Source organism: Guptibacillus hwajinpoensis, from assembly GCF_020524165.1.
In the GTDB taxonomy this organism is placed as follows: Bacteria; Bacillota; Bacilli; order Bacillales; family Guptibacillaceae; genus Guptibacillus; species Guptibacillus hwajinpoensis_D.
Window position 1 is genome coordinate 147611 of sequence record NZ_JAIVKU010000007.1, and the last position, 15522, is coordinate 163132.

The 15522-nt window shown below is 41.0% G+C and carries 18 protein-coding genes and 1 pseudogene; 15 read left to right on the forward strand and 4 right to left on the reverse strand.

From position 1 onward, the window contains the following. Positions 1–112 precede the first annotated feature (112 nt). Positions 113–1570, forward strand: a complete 1458-nt coding sequence (locus LC090_RS19975; RefSeq protein ID WP_226659910.1) for a carbon starvation CstA family protein — start codon at positions 113–115, stop codon at positions 1568–1570. A 41-nt stretch (positions 1571–1611) separates the two neighbouring features. Beyond that, a complete protein-coding gene (locus tag LC090_RS19980; RefSeq protein WP_226659911.1) occupies positions 1612–1785 on the forward strand; it encodes a hypothetical protein in 174 nt (57 codons plus the stop codon). A gap of 48 nt (positions 1786–1833) precedes the next feature. Here LC090_RS19980 and LC090_RS19985 read toward each other — a convergent pair whose 3' ends face one another. After that, positions 1834–2658 (reverse strand): nucleotidyltransferase domain-containing protein, encoded by an 825-nt coding sequence (locus LC090_RS19985; protein ID WP_226659912.1) that lies wholly within the window; start codon positions 2656–2658, stop codon positions 1834–1836. Between the two features lie 174 nt (positions 2659–2832). On the opposite strand from LC090_RS19985, the gene LC090_RS19990 reads away from it, so the two are divergent. The 5 genes from LC090_RS19990 (at position 2833) to LC090_RS20010 (ending at position 7159) form a co-directional block, all read left to right on the forward strand. After that, positions 2833–3075, forward strand: coding sequence for a hypothetical protein (locus LC090_RS19990; RefSeq protein ID WP_226659913.1), 243 nt, complete (start codon positions 2833–2835; stop codon positions 3073–3075). A 187-nt stretch (positions 3076–3262) separates the two neighbouring features. After that, the gene (locus tag LC090_RS19995; RefSeq protein ID WP_226659914.1) at positions 3263–4213 is read left to right on the forward strand and encodes an L-lactate dehydrogenase; all 951 of its coding nucleotides are present in this window, start codon (positions 3263–3265) and stop codon (positions 4211–4213) included. Between the two features lie 33 nt (positions 4214–4246). Beyond that, positions 4247–5896 (forward strand): lactate permease LctP family transporter, encoded by a 1650-nt coding sequence (locus LC090_RS20000; protein WP_226659915.1) that lies wholly within the window; start codon positions 4247–4249, stop codon positions 5894–5896. A 140-nt stretch (positions 5897–6036) separates the two neighbouring features. Next, positions 6037–6225, forward strand: a complete 189-nt coding sequence (locus LC090_RS20005; RefSeq protein ID WP_160920597.1) for a spore germination protein — start codon at positions 6037–6039, stop codon at positions 6223–6225. 133 nt (positions 6226–6358) lie between these two features. Beyond that, on the forward strand, positions 6359–7159 hold the full coding sequence (locus LC090_RS20010) for an alpha/beta hydrolase family protein (protein ID WP_226659916.1): 801 nt from the start codon (positions 6359–6361) through the stop codon (positions 7157–7159). 63 nt (positions 7160–7222) lie between these two features. On the opposite strand, the gene LC090_RS20015 is transcribed toward LC090_RS20010, so the two are convergent. Next, positions 7223–7585: a winged helix-turn-helix transcriptional regulator gene (locus LC090_RS20015; RefSeq protein ID WP_098446173.1), complete on the reverse strand. Its 363-nt coding sequence runs from the start codon at positions 7583–7585 to the stop codon at positions 7223–7225. A gap of 181 nt (positions 7586–7766) precedes the next feature. On the opposite strand from LC090_RS20015, the gene hxlA reads away from it, so the two are divergent. The 6 genes from hxlA to LC090_RS20045 all read left to right on the forward strand — a co-directional run bounded on the left by hxlA (position 7767) and on the right by LC090_RS20045 (position 12811). Further along, positions 7767–8396 carry a 3-hexulose-6-phosphate synthase gene (gene hxlA, locus LC090_RS20020; protein WP_226659917.1) on the forward strand — a complete coding sequence of 210 codons (630 nt, stop codon included), beginning with the start codon at positions 7767–7769 and terminating at the stop codon, positions 8394–8396. Positions 8397–8402: 6 nt separating this feature from the next. After that, positions 8403–8957 carry a 6-phospho-3-hexuloisomerase gene (hxlB, locus tag LC090_RS20025; protein ID WP_226659918.1) on the forward strand — a complete coding sequence of 185 codons (555 nt, stop codon included), beginning with the start codon at positions 8403–8405 and terminating at the stop codon, positions 8955–8957. A 116-nt stretch (positions 8958–9073) separates the two neighbouring features. After that, positions 9074–9745, forward strand: coding sequence for a phosphatase PAP2 family protein (locus LC090_RS20030; protein WP_226659919.1), 672 nt, complete (start codon positions 9074–9076; stop codon positions 9743–9745). A 149-nt stretch (positions 9746–9894) separates the two neighbouring features. After that, the gene (locus LC090_RS20035; protein WP_226659920.1) at positions 9895–10953 is read left to right on the forward strand and encodes a fatty acid desaturase; all 1059 of its coding nucleotides are present in this window, start codon (positions 9895–9897) and stop codon (positions 10951–10953) included. A gap of 125 nt (positions 10954–11078) precedes the next feature. Next, on the forward strand, positions 11079–12215 hold the full coding sequence (locus LC090_RS20040; protein WP_226659921.1) for a sensor histidine kinase: 1137 nt from the start codon (positions 11079–11081) through the stop codon (positions 12213–12215). After that, positions 12212–12811: a response regulator gene (locus LC090_RS20045; protein ID WP_226659922.1), complete on the forward strand. Its 600-nt coding sequence runs from the start codon at positions 12212–12214 to the stop codon at positions 12809–12811. Before LC090_RS20040 ends, LC090_RS20045 begins: the two co-directional genes overlap by 4 nt. A gap of 14 nt (positions 12812–12825) precedes the next feature. Here the strand turns inward: LC090_RS20045 and LC090_RS20050 are convergent, their stop codons facing one another. After that, positions 12826–13062: a hypothetical protein gene (locus tag LC090_RS20050; protein ID WP_226659923.1), complete on the reverse strand. Its 237-nt coding sequence runs from the start codon at positions 13060–13062 to the stop codon at positions 12826–12828. A 329-nt stretch (positions 13063–13391) separates the two neighbouring features. On the opposite strand from LC090_RS20050, the pseudogene LC090_RS22265 reads away from it, so the two are divergent. Together LC090_RS22265 and LC090_RS20060 are read left to right on the forward strand one after the other, a co-directional pair. Next, positions 13392–13478, forward strand: a pseudogene (locus LC090_RS22265) (YjcZ family sporulation protein); the annotation flags it as partial. Between the two features lie 133 nt (positions 13479–13611). Then, complete coding sequence (locus LC090_RS20060; RefSeq protein ID WP_226659924.1) at positions 13612–14637, forward strand: hypothetical protein; 1026 nt, start codon at positions 13612–13614, stop codon at positions 14635–14637. A 159-nt stretch (positions 14638–14796) separates the two neighbouring features. On the opposite strand, the gene LC090_RS20065 is transcribed toward LC090_RS20060, so the two are convergent. Next, on the reverse strand, positions 14797–15447 hold the full coding sequence (locus LC090_RS20065; protein WP_226659925.1) for an SDR family oxidoreductase: 651 nt from the start codon (positions 15445–15447) through the stop codon (positions 14797–14799). Positions 15448–15522: the final 75 nt, after the last annotated feature.

Genomic DNA, 15522 nt, shown 5'->3' on the forward strand with positions numbered 1-15522 from the left:
CTGACATCTCAATCCAACTTTCAGACATGTTAGAGCGGAATGAGTCCATTCCTCCCTCTCATCTCTTATAATTTATGTAAACGCATACATTTGTACGGAAAGGGATGATTTCATGTATACATTTCTAGCAGGAATTGCACTTCTAATTATTGGTTATTTTACTTATGGTAAATTTGTAGAAAAGGTTTTCGGCATTAAGGAAGCTCGTCAAACCCCGGCCTATACCCATCAGGATGGCGTCGATTATCTTCCAATGAACACGAAGAAGAACTCCTTGATTCAATTATTGAACATTGCAGGCGTTGGTCCAATCTTCGGCCCGATCCTGGGTGCACTCTACGGGCCAGTGGCTTTTCTCTGGATCGTATTTGGTTGTATTTTCGCAGGAGCTGTTCACGATTATCTTACAGGAATGATCTCCATTCGTAACAGGGGCGCTCACTTACCTGAACTTGCAGGAAAATTTCTTGGAAAAGTGATGAAGCACGTTGTGAATGCATTCGCTGTGCTACTTCTCCTTCTAACAGGAACAGTGTTTGTAACAGCACCAGCTGGGCTATTGAATAACTTAATGAACGGTTGGGCAACAATGGGCCTTATTCTAGGAGCGATTTTTGTTTACTATATCCTAGCTACACTATTACCGATTGATAAAATCATCGGACGCTTTTATCCGATTTTTGGTGCACTTCTTCTTATTAGTGCACTTGGCGTTGGTGCTGGGCTTGTGTTTACCGGCGCACCGATTCCTGAAATCACACTAAGTAACTTTCACCCTGACAATGCACCGGTATTTCCATTGTTATTCTTAACGATCTCTTGTGGAGCACTTTCTGGTTTTCACGCGACGCAAACGCCGATTATTTCACGTACAACGCAAAATGAGAAACAAGGTCGTAACATCTTCTACGGAATGATGATTGCAGAAGGTGTCATTGCGATGATTTGGGCTGCTGCTGCTATGAGCCTATTTAATGGACCAGTTGGGCTAAATGAACTGCTCGCAAATGGTGGGCCGGCTGCGATTGTAAGTGAAGCTTCTACGCTCATGCTTGGTGCGATCGGTGGAACGCTTGCCATTCTTGGTGTCATTGTCCTTCCAATCACGTCTGGCGATACGGCCTTCAGAAGTGCTCGTATGATTATTGCAGACTACTTTAATTACTCACAGCGTAAAGTAACAAATCGTCTCTGGATCGCACTACCGCTTTTCGTTGTTGCATTTGGGCTTACAAAGATTGATTTCACCCTTCTATGGAGATACTTCTCATGGGCCAACCAATCTACTGCGATGATTGCCTTATGGGTTGGCGCGATGTACTTGTTTATTGCAAAGAAAAATTACTGGATTGCCATGATTCCAGCGATTTTCATCACAATGGCAACGACCACTTATATTCTAAATGCCCCAATCGGCTTTCGCTTACCGATGAACGTCGCTTACATTGGTGCTACCATCATTACGATCGGCGTTATTGTAGCTTTCTTCTACTCTGCTCGTAAGCAACGCGCTGCTAACATTCCACTCGAAATCGATATTTCCGGGTGGGATAAGGATAGTGTCGCTTAAAGGGTTAAGTTAAACAGAGAATCCCCTTTGGCGGATCGTGAATGAAACCAAAAAGGTGTGATGATATGGGCTGCTGCCATTCGAAAAACAAAACGACTCTTGAGGAAGAGGAAGAACGAATTAATGAGAAGGGAAAAGAACAACTCCCTCTTTTTGGAAAAGTGATTCTTAGCGTTTTGTTTCTTTGTGGAATTGCGCTAATCACCTATTTATGAAAAATAAAAAGGAGGGAGATCAATTTCATGATCTCCCTCCTTTTTTTACTACTCAATCGAAAGATGGCGAACTCTATCAGGATTATACTCATTGAGCCAATCATTCGCTTCTTGAATCAGCCACCCTCCGAACTGATCCAAAAATTGAGTAATCTCTTCTCTCGATTTTATTGGGTATACTGCATAAATTAATGCCTGCTTCATACATGACTCTTTATGAGGAAAGAAGTTGCTAAACAACGTATAAGCTGGATAGAGATCTCTTGTATACTTTGGATCTTTCTCCATTACAAGCGCGAGACCGCTCCGGACAATGATCTTCATAATCCATCCGCAGCAATCAGCTATATCTTCAACATCTTCATTTCCAACTAGCTCCCTTTTTGCTTGATTAATGTGATTTTCTAGCTGAATTAGATGATCATTTGCAAGAGCGCGGTCTGGTTTATAATTTGGAATAGCTTTTGCCACATCGTTTCCATACACAAGTAGACTAGACGTTTTTATCATAAATGGAATGATTGAAAAGCACGTTACTTGTTCTAGCTCTTGTTGTGAAAAGAAACTGACCTCACAACCATTCACCAACGGAAATTCATCGGTAATGATTTGATTGAGGAACTCAGCTATTTGCTCATTTTCATGCTCCGTTAAAACAATGAGGTCGAGATCAGATATACCCTCAATTCCCTTACCCTTTGGGACTGAACCTCGTAAATAAATGCTTTGTAAAGGCACTTTTAGCGTTAAGATCTCAACTGCACGATTGATTGCATTTCGATAGTTACCCACCTTCTCCCGTGACGTATCGTTTACCAAATACCCTTCTTCATTCACCGCATAAAAAGACCCTATTGGTTTAATCGCGTTCATCCGCCACCTCCAATATTTTATCTTTATCATAGCTACTTTGTTTTTTATATTAAAGAGTTTATTACAATTCCATTCCTGTCCAAACCTCTTCTACTTTTGGTTCATAGATTAATAGTGTACAGAGAGTTCGGAGAGTTCTATAACTCTTACACTAAATTAGAAATGAGGAATCACATGTCTTATCACAACGAGTTTAACAACAACATTGGCAGATGTGTGGCGATACGTTGTCATGACGGTACAACGCACTATGGTTACATTGATCATTGTGATCGTGACAATGTCTACCTTCGCCCAATGGAAGGCGGTAATGACGGTCCCGGCTTTGGAAGCTACTTCTTCTTTGGAGCCGCTCTTATTGCTGTTGGCCTAGCTTCAATTGCCGCCTATAGCTGGTCCCCATTCTTCTTCTGGTAAAAAAAAAACGCTCAAAAATTGAGCGTTTTTTTACATACCTTTCTAATTCAATTGCATTTATTTCACCTTTTAAAATGAATTTTAAATGTAAACCTTTTCATGTGATTTCCGTCACATATGAGCCATTTCATTCACGTTATAGTATGTATGTGAAAGACATCACAAACAATAGATTGGTGGAATTGATATGAAAAACGAACGATATACAACGAGAGTTGCTGTCATTGGAACTGGTTTTGTTGGGACAAGCTATGCTTTCGCCTTATTAAATCAAGAAGTTGTGAATGAAATGGTACTTATAGACTTAAATAAAGAAAAGGCTGAAGGAGAAGCCAGAGATTTAAATCACGGGATGCCATTTGGATCAGCTATGAGAATTTGGGCAGGGGATTATGAGGACTGTCGAGATGCTGACATTGTCGTGATTACAGCTGGCGCAAATCAGAAGCCTGGGGAAACGAGACTTGATCTTGTTGAGAAGAATGTAAACATCTTCAGGGGAATTGTCACTGCCGTTATGGAGAGTGGGTTTGACGGACTATTCATCATTGCAACAAACCCAGTGGATATCCTCTCTTATGCGACTTGGAAATTCTCTGGTCTACCGATGGAACGTGTTATTGGTTCTGGTACGATTCTCGATACCGCAAGACTTCGTTACTTAATCGGCGATCATTTCCAGGTGGATTCTCGAAATGTTCATGCCTATATCCTCGGTGAACATGGCGATACGGAGCTTCCAGTTTGGAGCCACGCAACCATTAGTAGCCGTCCAGTAACGCAAATGCTATCAGAAGAAGAACTGCCAGTACTTAACGAAATTTTCACAAATGTCCGTGACGCAGCTTACCACATCATTAATCGGAAAGGCGCAACTTATTACGGAATTGCCATGGGACTTGTTCGTCTGACCAAAGCGATTTTAAGAAACGAAAGCTCTATCCTAACGATTTCAACATTGATGCAAGGTGAATATGGTCTTGATGACATCTACATTGGCGCCCCCGCCATTATCGACAGAAACGGTATTCGAGAAATTGTAGAGCTTGACCTCACAAACAACGAAATGAAGCAATTGCATCATTCTGCAAGGACGTTAAGAGAAGCAATGAAACCCTGTTTTGAGACGGTAAATTGATACCCCACTATAACACTTAAGAGGTGATTCCCCATGGAAACATGGACACAAGTATATGACCCATTTAATAACATCTGGCTATCCGCTTTGATTGCTCTTATTCCCATTATTTTTTTCTTTCTTGCACTTACTGCTTTTCGAATGAAGGGACATATTGCTGCTACGGTTACAGTGATGCTTGCGATCGTGATTGCGGTCCTCTTCTATGATATGCCAATCACAATGGCCGCAGCGACAACTGGTTACGGATTTGCCTTCGGCTTATGGCCGATCTCTTATATCGTTATTGGAGCTGTCTACCTTTATAAACTCTCTGTCAAAAGTGGGCAATTCGATATTATCAGAAGTTCAATTGTATCCATAACCGATGATAAACGAATTCAAATGTTGCTCGTCGCCTTTTCATTCAATGCGTTTCTTGAAGGCGCAGCTGGTTTCGGAGCACCGATTGCCATTACAGCCGCTCTTCTTGTAGGTCTTGGTTTCGAGCCACTTAAAGCAGCTGGACTGTGCTTAATCGCCAATACGGCTAGCGGCGCATTTGGTGCAATGGGGATTCCCGTTATTGTAGCCGGACAAGTAAGTGGGCTCCCTCCAATGGAAATTGGTCAATTTCTTGGCACATCTCTTCCATTTATCTCTTTCACAATTCCATTCCTACTCGTCGTGATTATGGATGGTATGAAAGGCTTGAAAGAAGTATGGCCAGCAGCTCTCGTTGCCGGTAGCACCTATGCCATTACTCAATGGGCGACAGTCACATTTATTGGACCTGAGCTCCCTAACATTACATCTTCTATCGTTAGTTTAGTAGCCGTAGCTGTATTCGTGAAAATGTGGCATCCAAACGTGCAGCAAAACCATACGATTGATCCAGCTGAAGCACAGCTTGCTGTTTCTCTTGATCCAGAAGCTCAGCTAACAGCAGGGCGAATTTTAAAAGCATGGTCGCCGTTCATTGCTTTAACCGCAATGGTCACAATTTGGAGTCTAAAGCCTTTCAAGAATTTATTTGTAGAAGGTGGATTACTTGAAGCAACGACCCTTCAAATTCCTGTACCTGGACTCCATAATCTCGTTATTAAAACAGCACCAATTGTAAGTGAACCAACACCTTATGGAGCCATGTTAAAGCTTGACCTTCTCTCTGCGACTGGCACAGCCATCTTTATCGCTGGGATTCTATCTATTTTCATTCTTAGAATGAGTCCTAAAACAGCTCTAGAAGCATTTATAGAAACAGTAAAGGAACTTCAAAAACCAGTTCTTACAATTATGATGGTATTAGGATTTGCCTTTATCGCAAATTACAGTGGCATGAGCTCTACCTTAGGACTTGCCCTTGCTGCAACCGGAGGCATCTTTCCCTTCCTATCTCCACTCCTTGGATGGATTGGCGTTTTCTTAACAGGTTCTGTTACGTCTAACAATGCCCTTTTCGGGAACTTGCAACAAATTACTGCTCAACAAATTGCTGTGCTTCCGATGGTACTCGTTGCTGCGAATACCGCAGGGGGCGTAATGGCAAAAATGCTTTCTCCCCAGTCAATTGCTGTCGCAACTGGAGCCGTTGGTCTTGTTGGACGTGAAGGCGATTTATTCCGCTTCACTTTGAAATACAGCTTCGTATTCTTGCTCATTACCGGGGTTATCACTTTCTCACAAGCGATTTTTATCAGCTAATCATTTACGTGGGAGTCAGAAAGCTGACTCCTTTTTTCCTGGTATACAATTTGGACATTCTTTTTCCGACATGTCCAAACAGAAAAATCTAGTTGTCCATATACTGTTAGGAGTAGTTGGCTATTGAGGAGGGAAAACAAATGGGTTGTTTTATTCGAGGTCCGGTCGTGATTACAAACAATAGCGGTACAGTCGTTCAATGTGCTCACACGATCTCTCCAATTTCCGTTAGTAACACGGTATCAGGATCAGGGGGTGGAAATACTGGATCTTTCATACTCGTAAACAATTTTTACAGCATCGCAAAAGGAATTAAGCTTGGTGATTAGGCCTCATTATTCATTATATGCAGTCAAGCCAATCGTTTAACGATTGGTTTTTTCAGTTTTCTATTTGATGAAAGTTTTACTGGATGTGCGATAATAGTGTGGAAATGAATTGATCAGAGAGGTGGTTACGAACGTGGAAAAAATTTTCTATGGCGAAAACGAAAATCAATTTGGTGAGCTACGTCTTCCAGAAGGAGATGGACCGTTTCCTGTTGCAATCGTGATTCATGGAGGCTTTTGGAGAAAGCCGTTTACACTCGAAATAATGAGAGAGGTAGCGGAAGATCTAACAGCAAGCGGGTTCGCCACATGGAACATTGAATACCGTCGCACCGGACAAGAAGGTGGGGGGTATCCCGGGACGCTTACTGATGCTGCTGAAGCAACTGACTACATAAGGGTACTTGCAGAATCTTATCCACTCGATCTAAACAAAGTAGTGACAATTGGCCATTCAGCTGGGGGCCATCTTGCTACATGGATTGCTGCTCGTCACCGTATAGATAAGAATAGTGAATTATTCATTACGGATAACCCTCTTCCTATTCACGGCGTGATTAGTCTTGCGGGTGTGAACGACCTTGAAATGATGCATGGTGTTCACGAATACAGAGATCAAGCCCTCTCTCTTGAGCCAAATAATCCTACTGCAGAACTACTAGGCGGTTCCCCTCAAGAATACCCGGAGCGCTACAAAAATGCTTCACCTGTTGAACTTCTTCCCCTTGGGATTCAACAAATTCTCGTTCACGGGGCACTCGATATCAATGTCCCGATCGGCATTAGTGATTACTATCACCGTGAAGCTGAAGGTGAAGGCGATTTTGTTAAACTTATCGAGCTTCCTTCAGCAGAACACTTTGTGCTAACTGATACGACTTCTTTTGCATGGGAAACAATTAAGGAAGAACTTTCACTATTAGTTAACTATTAAAACAAGCAAAAAAGCCGTCGCCTGCTATCAGATCTGATAGCAGGCGACGGCTTTTCATTTAAGTTAGACCGATTCTTTCGTTTCAATCGGTTTGCCAAGAACATTCTGATTGTAATTCTTCCCCCACTCATACATGGAGTCGAGTATGGGCATTAATGTTTCACCTTGCTCGGTAAGGGAATACTCTACCTTCGGAGGAACAACGGGGTACACTTCTCGATGAACAATTTGGTCATCTTCTAATTCTCTTAGCTGGTTTACTAGCATACGCTGTGTAATTCCCGGCATAAGGGACTTTAATTCACCAAACCGTTTCGTACCCTGTTTGCCTAAATGCCATAAAATCAGCATTTTCCACTTGCCTCCGATAACCGCAAGCGTTAATTCTTTTTCACAGTAAAATGTTTTATCCTGGGTGCGTGACACGAAATCACCTCCGTATAAGCCCAGTATAACGCATAGTATACTTTTTGACACTATGTAAGTTTAATGTGCGTACTTACGTAAATAGATAGTAAGAAGTATACTTGCTACTACACCAACAGATTGATTATATTGGTGTCGGATAAGAGAGAAAGAAAAAATTTGGATTGGGAGTGAACATATTATGAAATTACAGCTAGCATTAGATTTGGTAAACACAGAAGAAGGTATTGAACTAGTAAAAGAAGTTCAGGAGCATATTGATATCGTTGAAATCGGTACGCCGATCGTCATCAATGAAGGTCTTCGTGCTGTCAAAGATATGAAAGCAGCATTCCCTAACCTTGAAGTTCTTGCAGACCTTAAAATTATGGATGCTGCAGGTTATGAAGTTATGAAAGCATCTGAATCTAACGCAGATATCATCACCATTCTTGGTGCTGCTGAAGATGAATCAATCAAAGGTGCTGTTGAAGAAGCGAAGAAACAAGGTAAGGAAATCCTTGTTGATATGATGGCAGTGAAAGATCTTGCAAGTCGTGCGAAAGAAGTAGACGCGCTAGGCGTTGACTATATTTGTGTTCACACTGGATACGATCTTCAAGCAAAAGGCCAGAACTCTTTCGAAGACCTTGAAACAATAAAAGGCGTCGTAAAGAATGCCAAAACCGCTATCGCTGGTGGCATTAAGCTTGATTCTCTTGAAGAAGTTGTAAAAGTACAACCAGACCTTGTCATCGTAGGTGGCGGTATTACTGGTGAAGACGATAAAAAAGCCGTTGCATCAAAAATGCAAGAGCTTATTAAAGGATAATGCATCATGCAGACTACTCACTATTTAGCTGAAATCATTGATGAGCTAAATCGTTCAGTAGATCTCATTGCTGACGAAGAAGCGGAACAGCTCGCGAACGAAATTCTCAAAGCGAACAAGGTTTTCGTTGCTGGCGGTGGCCGATCTGGTTTTATGGCAAAGTCTTTTGCCATGCGTATGATGCATATGGGAATTGATGCTTACGTTGTTGGCGAAACGGTCACACCGAACTTTGAAGAAGGTGATCTAATCATCATCGGATCAGGTTCCGGTGAAACAAAACAGCTCGTTTCCATTGCGAATAAAGCCGCCAATATCGGCGGAAAAATAGCCGCTGTTACAATTAATCCCGACTCCACAATTGGCGAGCTAGCAGACATCATCGTAACACTACCAGGTTCACCAAAGGACCAGTCCGGTGATCACGAAACGATTCAGCCAATGGGCTCCTTATTTGAACAGACTCTTTTACTTTTCTATGACGCGATTATCTTACGCTTTATGGAGAAGAAGGGATTAGATACGAATAAGATGTTTGGGAAACATGCGAATTTAGAATAGTTTTTCTTAAGTCCTGGGGAACCTCTCTATAGAGGTTCCCCAGGACTTTTTGTGATTCATCTATTCTTTTCAAAATAAAATGTTTATAATTAGGAAGAATTTTTTGGAAATGGGAGGTGAAACCAATACTTAGAAATAGAATCCAAACCACTCTGCTCTCAACACTGTTCTTCTTAAGCCTATGCATTATCGTATTTTTAATCGTAGGAATCTTACAAGGCAAATCATTCTCAATCGACCTCACCTTTTATGAATACATTACAAGCACACTTTCAACTGAATGGCTGTCCGTATTTGAACAAGTATCATTTTTGGCGTCTAAACCGGCTATTATTGTCATTTCTCTTATGACACTCTTTTTCTTATGGTTATTCAAAAAAGATTATGCAGGTATGATAACGATGGTTGTGTTTGTAATGGGTGGCAACGTCTTGAACAAGCTTATAAAGAGTTGGACACAAAGAGAGCGGCCAGCAGTGAATGGGCTTGAAGAAGGATATAGCTTCCCAAGTGGGCACGTAATGGTTGGTTTTATCATGTATGGCATCATTGTTTATTTGATTTATCGTCACTCTTCCCATACATTATTAAAAGTCATCAGCCTCATCACTGTCACCTTATTCCTTGTAATCATTGGAATCAGTCGTATTGCTACCGAGGAACATTATGCAACTGACGTTCTCGCAGGTTATGGCTTCGGCGGAGTCCTTCTCGTCATTGCGATAAAAGCACATCACTACATAGAAAAAGAAAGAAGCGCAAAGCACCAAGTTCACACAGGTTTTTAAAAAGACGCGTTCGTTTTCCTTAAATCTCCAACAAACCCATGACATTTATCATGGTGATGTCCTGACGTTTGTGTCTTACACCATGACACTCTATCCTCTATCATTAGGCTTAACGTTATTTCAACTATGCCTAACAAAGGGGTAACCATATGAATGAACAAAAACAAAAACAAAAAGAATTGAAAAAAAGTGTATCAACTTTCGCAAAGCCCGACACGGTCGTAGGGGTACGACAGCTCTTGAACACCCTTCTTCCATTCTTATTGCTATGGTTTCTGGCTTATCAGAGCCTAAGCATCTCTGCCTGGTTAGCCGTTCCACTTGCGATGATCGCAGGAGGATTTGTCGTTCGAATCTTTATTATCTTTCACGATTGTACACACGGCTCTTTCTTCAAGAGTCAAAAAGCAAACCGGATCGTGGGTACGATCTCTGGAATCATCACACTCTTCCCGTTTGAAAAATGGAAACGTGAGCATAACATTCATCACGCAACGAGTGGAAACTTAGATAAGCGCGGAACAGGCGATATCTGGGTGATGACCGTTGAAGAATATGCTTCTGCCTCTTTCTGGGGTAGACTTGCTTATCGACTCTACCGTAACCCGATCGTCATGTTTGGTCTTGGTCCGATCTATCTTTTCCTTATCGCTAACCGTTTTAATCGTAAAGACGCGAAACGTAAAGAGCGCATGAGCACATACATTACCAACGCATCAGTCGTAGCGATTTATTCTCTATTAATTCTTGCGATTGGCTGGGAAGCGTTTCTTATCATTCAACTTCCAATTCTTTATGTTGCAGGGTCACTTGGAATCTGGTTGTTCTATGTCCAGCACCAATTTGAGGACTCTTATTATGAAGATGAAACTGAGTGGGACTTTGTAAAAGCAGCAGTTGATGGCAGCTCTTACTATAAGCTTCCTAAACTCCTTCAGTGGGTATCTGGAAGTATCGGTTATCACCATGTGCACCATCTAAGTCCAAGAGTGCCTAACTATCATTTGGAAAAGGCGCATGAATCAACACCACCATTGCATAAGGCAACAACAATTACGTTATTATCAAGTCTTGAATCGATTCGATTCCGCCTTTATGATACAAAAAACAAAACGTTTGTTACGTTTAAAGAAGTAAAACCTCTTCTTAAAAATCCTGCAAAGCTTGCGATGATGACTACGAAAAGACCAAGCTTCCAGGAAAAATAACACGATTTAAACCCATTCAGCTTGGATGGGTTTTTCAATATCTATAAAGAAATTGTACTAAAAGTGACAGGCGCATACAGATGGTATATCCTGTAACCATAGCGCATCGTCGAAAGGAGATCCCTATGCAAAGCTGGTATCATATCATTCCTAAGAACACCGGGATCAGTTCTTACGTTTGGATTATTTTTTGTCTACTTCCATTCTTTTTTATATTCCGATCATCATCAGTTATTGAAATCACAATCGGCATCTTTGTCATCTTATTATTTTTCTTATCCTATCGTTTGTCATTCATATCAAATAGCAAATTAGTCTATTTATGGGTCAGCATTGAAATGGCGATTAGTATTGTGATGACAATCTTATTTGGGTACGTATACTTCGCTCTATTTTTAGCCTTTTTCATTGGGAGTATCGAAAACAAAGCAGGGTTTCTCTCACTCTATGTTGTTCATTTAACAACAACGATAGCAGCAACAGTCATTATCTTCTTCACTCATGATGATTCTTTGCTTCCCCAACTACCATTTATTTTCATCTGTGTACTGGGTGTGGCTCTTCTCCCCTTTACGATTCGCTATCGTAATAAACAGCACCGACTCGAACAACAATTACAAAGCGCTAACGAGAAAATTTCACAGTTAATGGTCATTGAAGAAAGAGAACGGATTGCCCGAGATTTACACGATACACTGGGCCAAAAATTATCCATGATCGGATTAAAAAGTGATTTAGCTAGAAAACTCATCCCAGTAAAACCTGACGCAGCCATTAATGAGATTCATGATATTAGACAAACAGCTAGAACCGCGTTAAAGGAAGTTCGCGAAATGGTTTCAAATATGCGTGGAGCCAGACTAGAAGATGAATTGTTACGTGTGCAACAAATTTTGCAAGCAGCTGAAATGGAGTTTCAACTAGAAGGAAGCCATCAGCTCGAAAACACCCCATTACTCGTTGAAAATGTCTTAAGCATGTGCCTGAAAGAAGCCGTGACAAATATCGTAAAACACAGTAACGCTACAAGGTGCAGAATTCTTATTGAACAATCCCCAACCGATGTGCTCATTAAAGTAGAAGACAACGGTGACGGCATTCAAAGCGGTACGACAGCGTTCAAAGGTCATGGGCTACAGGGAATGAGGGAACGACTTGAATTTGTAAACGGCTCGCTTGAAATTGAATCATCCAATGGCACTACTTTAAACATTCGAGTACCAAATGTGATTCAACAAAAAGAACAGGAGGGATCGGTGTGATACGCATCGTACTTGCGGAAGATCAACGTATGCTCCTTGGAGCACTTGGCTCTCTACTCGATCTAGAAGAAGGAATGGAAGTTGTCGGTCAGGCAACAAATGGTGAAGAAGCGATCTCATTAGTGAAAGAATTGAAGCCTGATATTTGTATTATGGATATCGAAATGCCGCTTAAAAGTGGGCTGGATGCTGCTGAAGAATTAAGTAATGAATCTTGCAAAATCATTATTCTTACCACCTTTGCTCGCGCTGGTTATTTTGAGCGAGCACGGAAAGCCGGCGTTAGCGGTTATCTTCTAAAAGACAGCCCGAGTGATGAACTGGCTAGCTCCATTAGAAAAATTATGGAAGGGCAGCGAATTTTCGCTCCTGAGCTGGTCGATCTTGCTTTTGGCAACGAAAACCCCCTAACCGAACGGGAAAAGCAGGTGATTCAACTGATGGCTGATGGTAAAAATACGAAAGATATCTCAAGTGAACTATATATCACTCCAGGTACGGTTCGTAATTATATTTCAGTCATTCTCGATAAATTAGAAGTCACAAACCGAATCGAGGCGATCTCGCGCTTCAAAGAAAAAGGCTGGTTCAAATAATGAACCGGTCTTTTTTAGAAATGCTTCTTTATACTTGAAACAAATTCTGTTCCAATACGATTCGCTTTTCCTTCGCGATGACGGACAAGGGCAAGGTACACATGGTCATGTTCTCCTTCTTCGATCTCTACCATGACAATGTCTCGCTCCCTTAATTGCCTGTTACCAAACGAATAATCAATTCCAAGGGTAACCGCTATCCCCCGAATTACCGCATTTTTTATCGCATCTGTATTATTTGTAGTAAACAAAACATCTGGCGAACCATATTTCGATAACGTTTCCGAAAGCGATTAACGGCAGTGTCGTCATGGCTGATGAAGGATACGCTTCATTTAAATAGTGCTAGAAAAGCCCTGCTATTCTCAAACTGGGTTTTCCTTTAAGCTCGAGATGTTTCAAGCGGTTCACCTATCTTTTTTCTAACTAGTCCAACACCTAAGCACCATCTCGTTCTCCTTCATACACTAAAGAAGAAACTATGGAAGGAGATGATTTCATGAGTTATGGTTACGGATGTGGAAACCAGGTCGGTGGCGCTGGATACGGCGGTTGCGGAAACCAGGTTGGTGGTGCTCGTTACGGGAATGGCTTTGCGCTAATCGTTGTATTGTTCATTCTTCTTATCATCGTTGGCGCCGCTTTTGTTAACGGTAAAGATTGCTAATAATTTATCAAAACCATCGGGGAGACTCCCTGGTGGTTGTTTTTTATTTACGAAGAAATATTTGGAAAAGATCCTTTTTTTAACTGTATTTTTGATAGAATACAGTTATTACTACTATATAAAGGAGTCTTTTATGAGAAATCGTTTCCTCTATTTATCTAGCGTTCTTTGCTTCACCCTACTCACCTCCTGTGCAAACAACGACTATCAGAATGCAATGGACAAAGGGATTGAAAGCTTAGGAGAGCAAGATTATCACCAAGCAGCGATTTATTTTGAGGTCGCTTCCTCGGAACAAGCAAATGATAAAGAAGCACTTGCTTATTTCGAACAAGCAAGTCAAATGGAAGATGCCATTAACTATTATGAGCAACAAGATTACATAGCTGCATTAGATGCATTTGAGGTCGTTACAAATCTAGATAAAGGTTTAAAAACGATAACATCAGAAGCTCAAAATTGGAAGAAGACGATTCTTGATGAGCGGGAAGAACTGGCAGATACAGAGGAAGAAATCGAAACAATCAATCAACTCATTTCTTCCAAAGAATATACTAGAGCCCTCAATCAGCTTCAGTTATTACAGACTAAAGTAGAATCAGATGAAGCCCTTTTATATTATGAAAATGAATTAGCGAACCTAACAGAAAGAATGAATGACGCTTTAGATGAGCTAAATAAGGTTTCTCCAACTACAAAGGCGCTTGTAGAAAAACCTATTAAACCAAAAGAAGAACCTGTGAAAGTTGAAGAAGATTGGACCTATGATACCTACACGAATGAAAGATTCGGCTTTTCTATCCAATATCCATCTGTCTTAACCGTAGGATCCCCTCCAACGAATGGTGATGGATTGAATTTTTCTAATGACGAGCTAGAGATCACCGTTTCCGGATCGCACAACAGTATGGACGAATCAATTGAATCGATTTATCAACAAGCGATTACTAATATTGAGGTTCCTATCGCTTATGACCGATTGGCTGATCATTGGTTCGTCTTATCCTACGTAGAAAATGGGATGATTATTTATGAGAAATTCTTTTATGGCGATAATGTTTTCAATCGGTTTATCATTACATACCCTGAAAACAAACAAGAGGTTTATGGTCCGGTGACGACTCATATTTCTGATACGTTTATTCCATCAGCAAACTAAACTCTAGCCAATTTTTTTATGATTTAGATGAGGTGAATGAGGGGCTGGAGAATGTTGATGTGAAACATTTTTTGTAATAAAAATAGCAAAACAAAGCCCCTTGCGTGGACAAGGGGCTTTGCTTGATTCAATCTATTTTCTTTGGAAATCAGTTATCACTTAGAGTGATTTGATTCCTTCTTTAATTGGTGTTGTTCCTGTGACAACCTGAAACTCCTTACCAATCGTTTCCTCATTTTCTAACGTCGCTACAATAACACTCGCAACATCTTCACGAGGAATTTCATTTCTTTCTACTCTAGTTGCCGCATTGATTTTGCCGATTCCCTGGTCATTTGTTAAAGCACCTGGATGGATAATCGTATAGTCTAAATCCGTTGCTCTCAACCACTCGTCTGCATAATGCTTCGCTGCTACATAAGGGGCAAAGGATGAGGAAGCAGACTGAATTGCTTCTCGCGTTGTATCATAAGAACTAATCATCACAAATCGTTTTACACCAGCTTCTTTCGCTGCTTCAATCGTTTTAACAGCTCCATCTAGATCAACTAGCATCGTTTTGTCTGCACCAGTATTTGGACCAGATCCTGCTGTAAAGACAATCGCATCCACGCCTTCAGCCGCTTTCGCAATCGCATTAACGTCTTCTTCTAAATCAACAACAGCCGTTTCTGCCCCTAACTCTTTGAAGTAAGAAGCCTGTTCTTCTTTACGAATCATGACTTTCGCTTCTAGATCGTTATGCTCTTTAATAAAGGAAGTTAAATGCTTCCCAATTTGACCGTTTGCTCCAACAATAAGTACTTTCATTCTTTATACACCCTTTCTAGTATATTAACCTATTAAACGAAACTTCAGTTTCAATGTTGTCTACTTTCGTAATAT

What these genes read in the sequence shown, in the direction of transcription:
- LC090_RS19975 (WP_226659910.1), top strand. Translation starts at nt 113, where the DNA reads ATGTATACATTTCTAGCAGGAATTGCACTTCTAATTATTGGTTATTTT.
- LC090_RS19980 (WP_226659911.1), top strand. Translation starts at nt 1,612, where the DNA reads ATGAAACCAAAAAGGTGTGATGATATGGGCTGCTGCCATTCGAAAAAC.
- LC090_RS19985 (WP_226659912.1), bottom strand. Translation starts at nt 2,658, where the DNA reads ATGAACGCGATTAAACCAATAGGGTCTTTTTATGCGGTGAATGAAGAA.
- LC090_RS19990 (WP_226659913.1), top strand. Translation starts at nt 2,833, where the DNA reads ATGTCTTATCACAACGAGTTTAACAACAACATTGGCAGATGTGTGGCG.
- LC090_RS19995 (WP_226659914.1), top strand. Translation starts at nt 3,263, where the DNA reads ATGAAAAACGAACGATATACAACGAGAGTTGCTGTCATTGGAACTGGT.
- LC090_RS20000 (WP_226659915.1), top strand. Translation starts at nt 4,247, where the DNA reads ATGGAAACATGGACACAAGTATATGACCCATTTAATAACATCTGGCTA.
- LC090_RS20005 (WP_160920597.1), top strand. Translation starts at nt 6,037, where the DNA reads ATGGGTTGTTTTATTCGAGGTCCGGTCGTGATTACAAACAATAGCGGT.
- hxlA (WP_226659917.1), top strand. Translation starts at nt 7,767, where the DNA reads ATGAAATTACAGCTAGCATTAGATTTGGTAAACACAGAAGAAGGTATT.
- hxlB (WP_226659918.1), top strand. Translation starts at nt 8,403, where the DNA reads ATGCAGACTACTCACTATTTAGCTGAAATCATTGATGAGCTAAATCGT.
- LC090_RS20035 (WP_226659920.1), top strand. Translation starts at nt 9,895, where the DNA reads ATGAATGAACAAAAACAAAAACAAAAAGAATTGAAAAAAAGTGTATCA.
- LC090_RS20040 (WP_226659921.1), top strand. Translation starts at nt 11,079, where the DNA reads ATGCAAAGCTGGTATCATATCATTCCTAAGAACACCGGGATCAGTTCT.
- LC090_RS20060 (WP_226659924.1), top strand. Translation starts at nt 13,612, where the DNA reads ATGAGAAATCGTTTCCTCTATTTATCTAGCGTTCTTTGCTTCACCCTA.
- LC090_RS20065 (WP_226659925.1), bottom strand. Translation starts at nt 15,447, where the DNA reads ATGAAAGTACTTATTGTTGGAGCAAACGGTCAAATTGGGAAGCATTTA.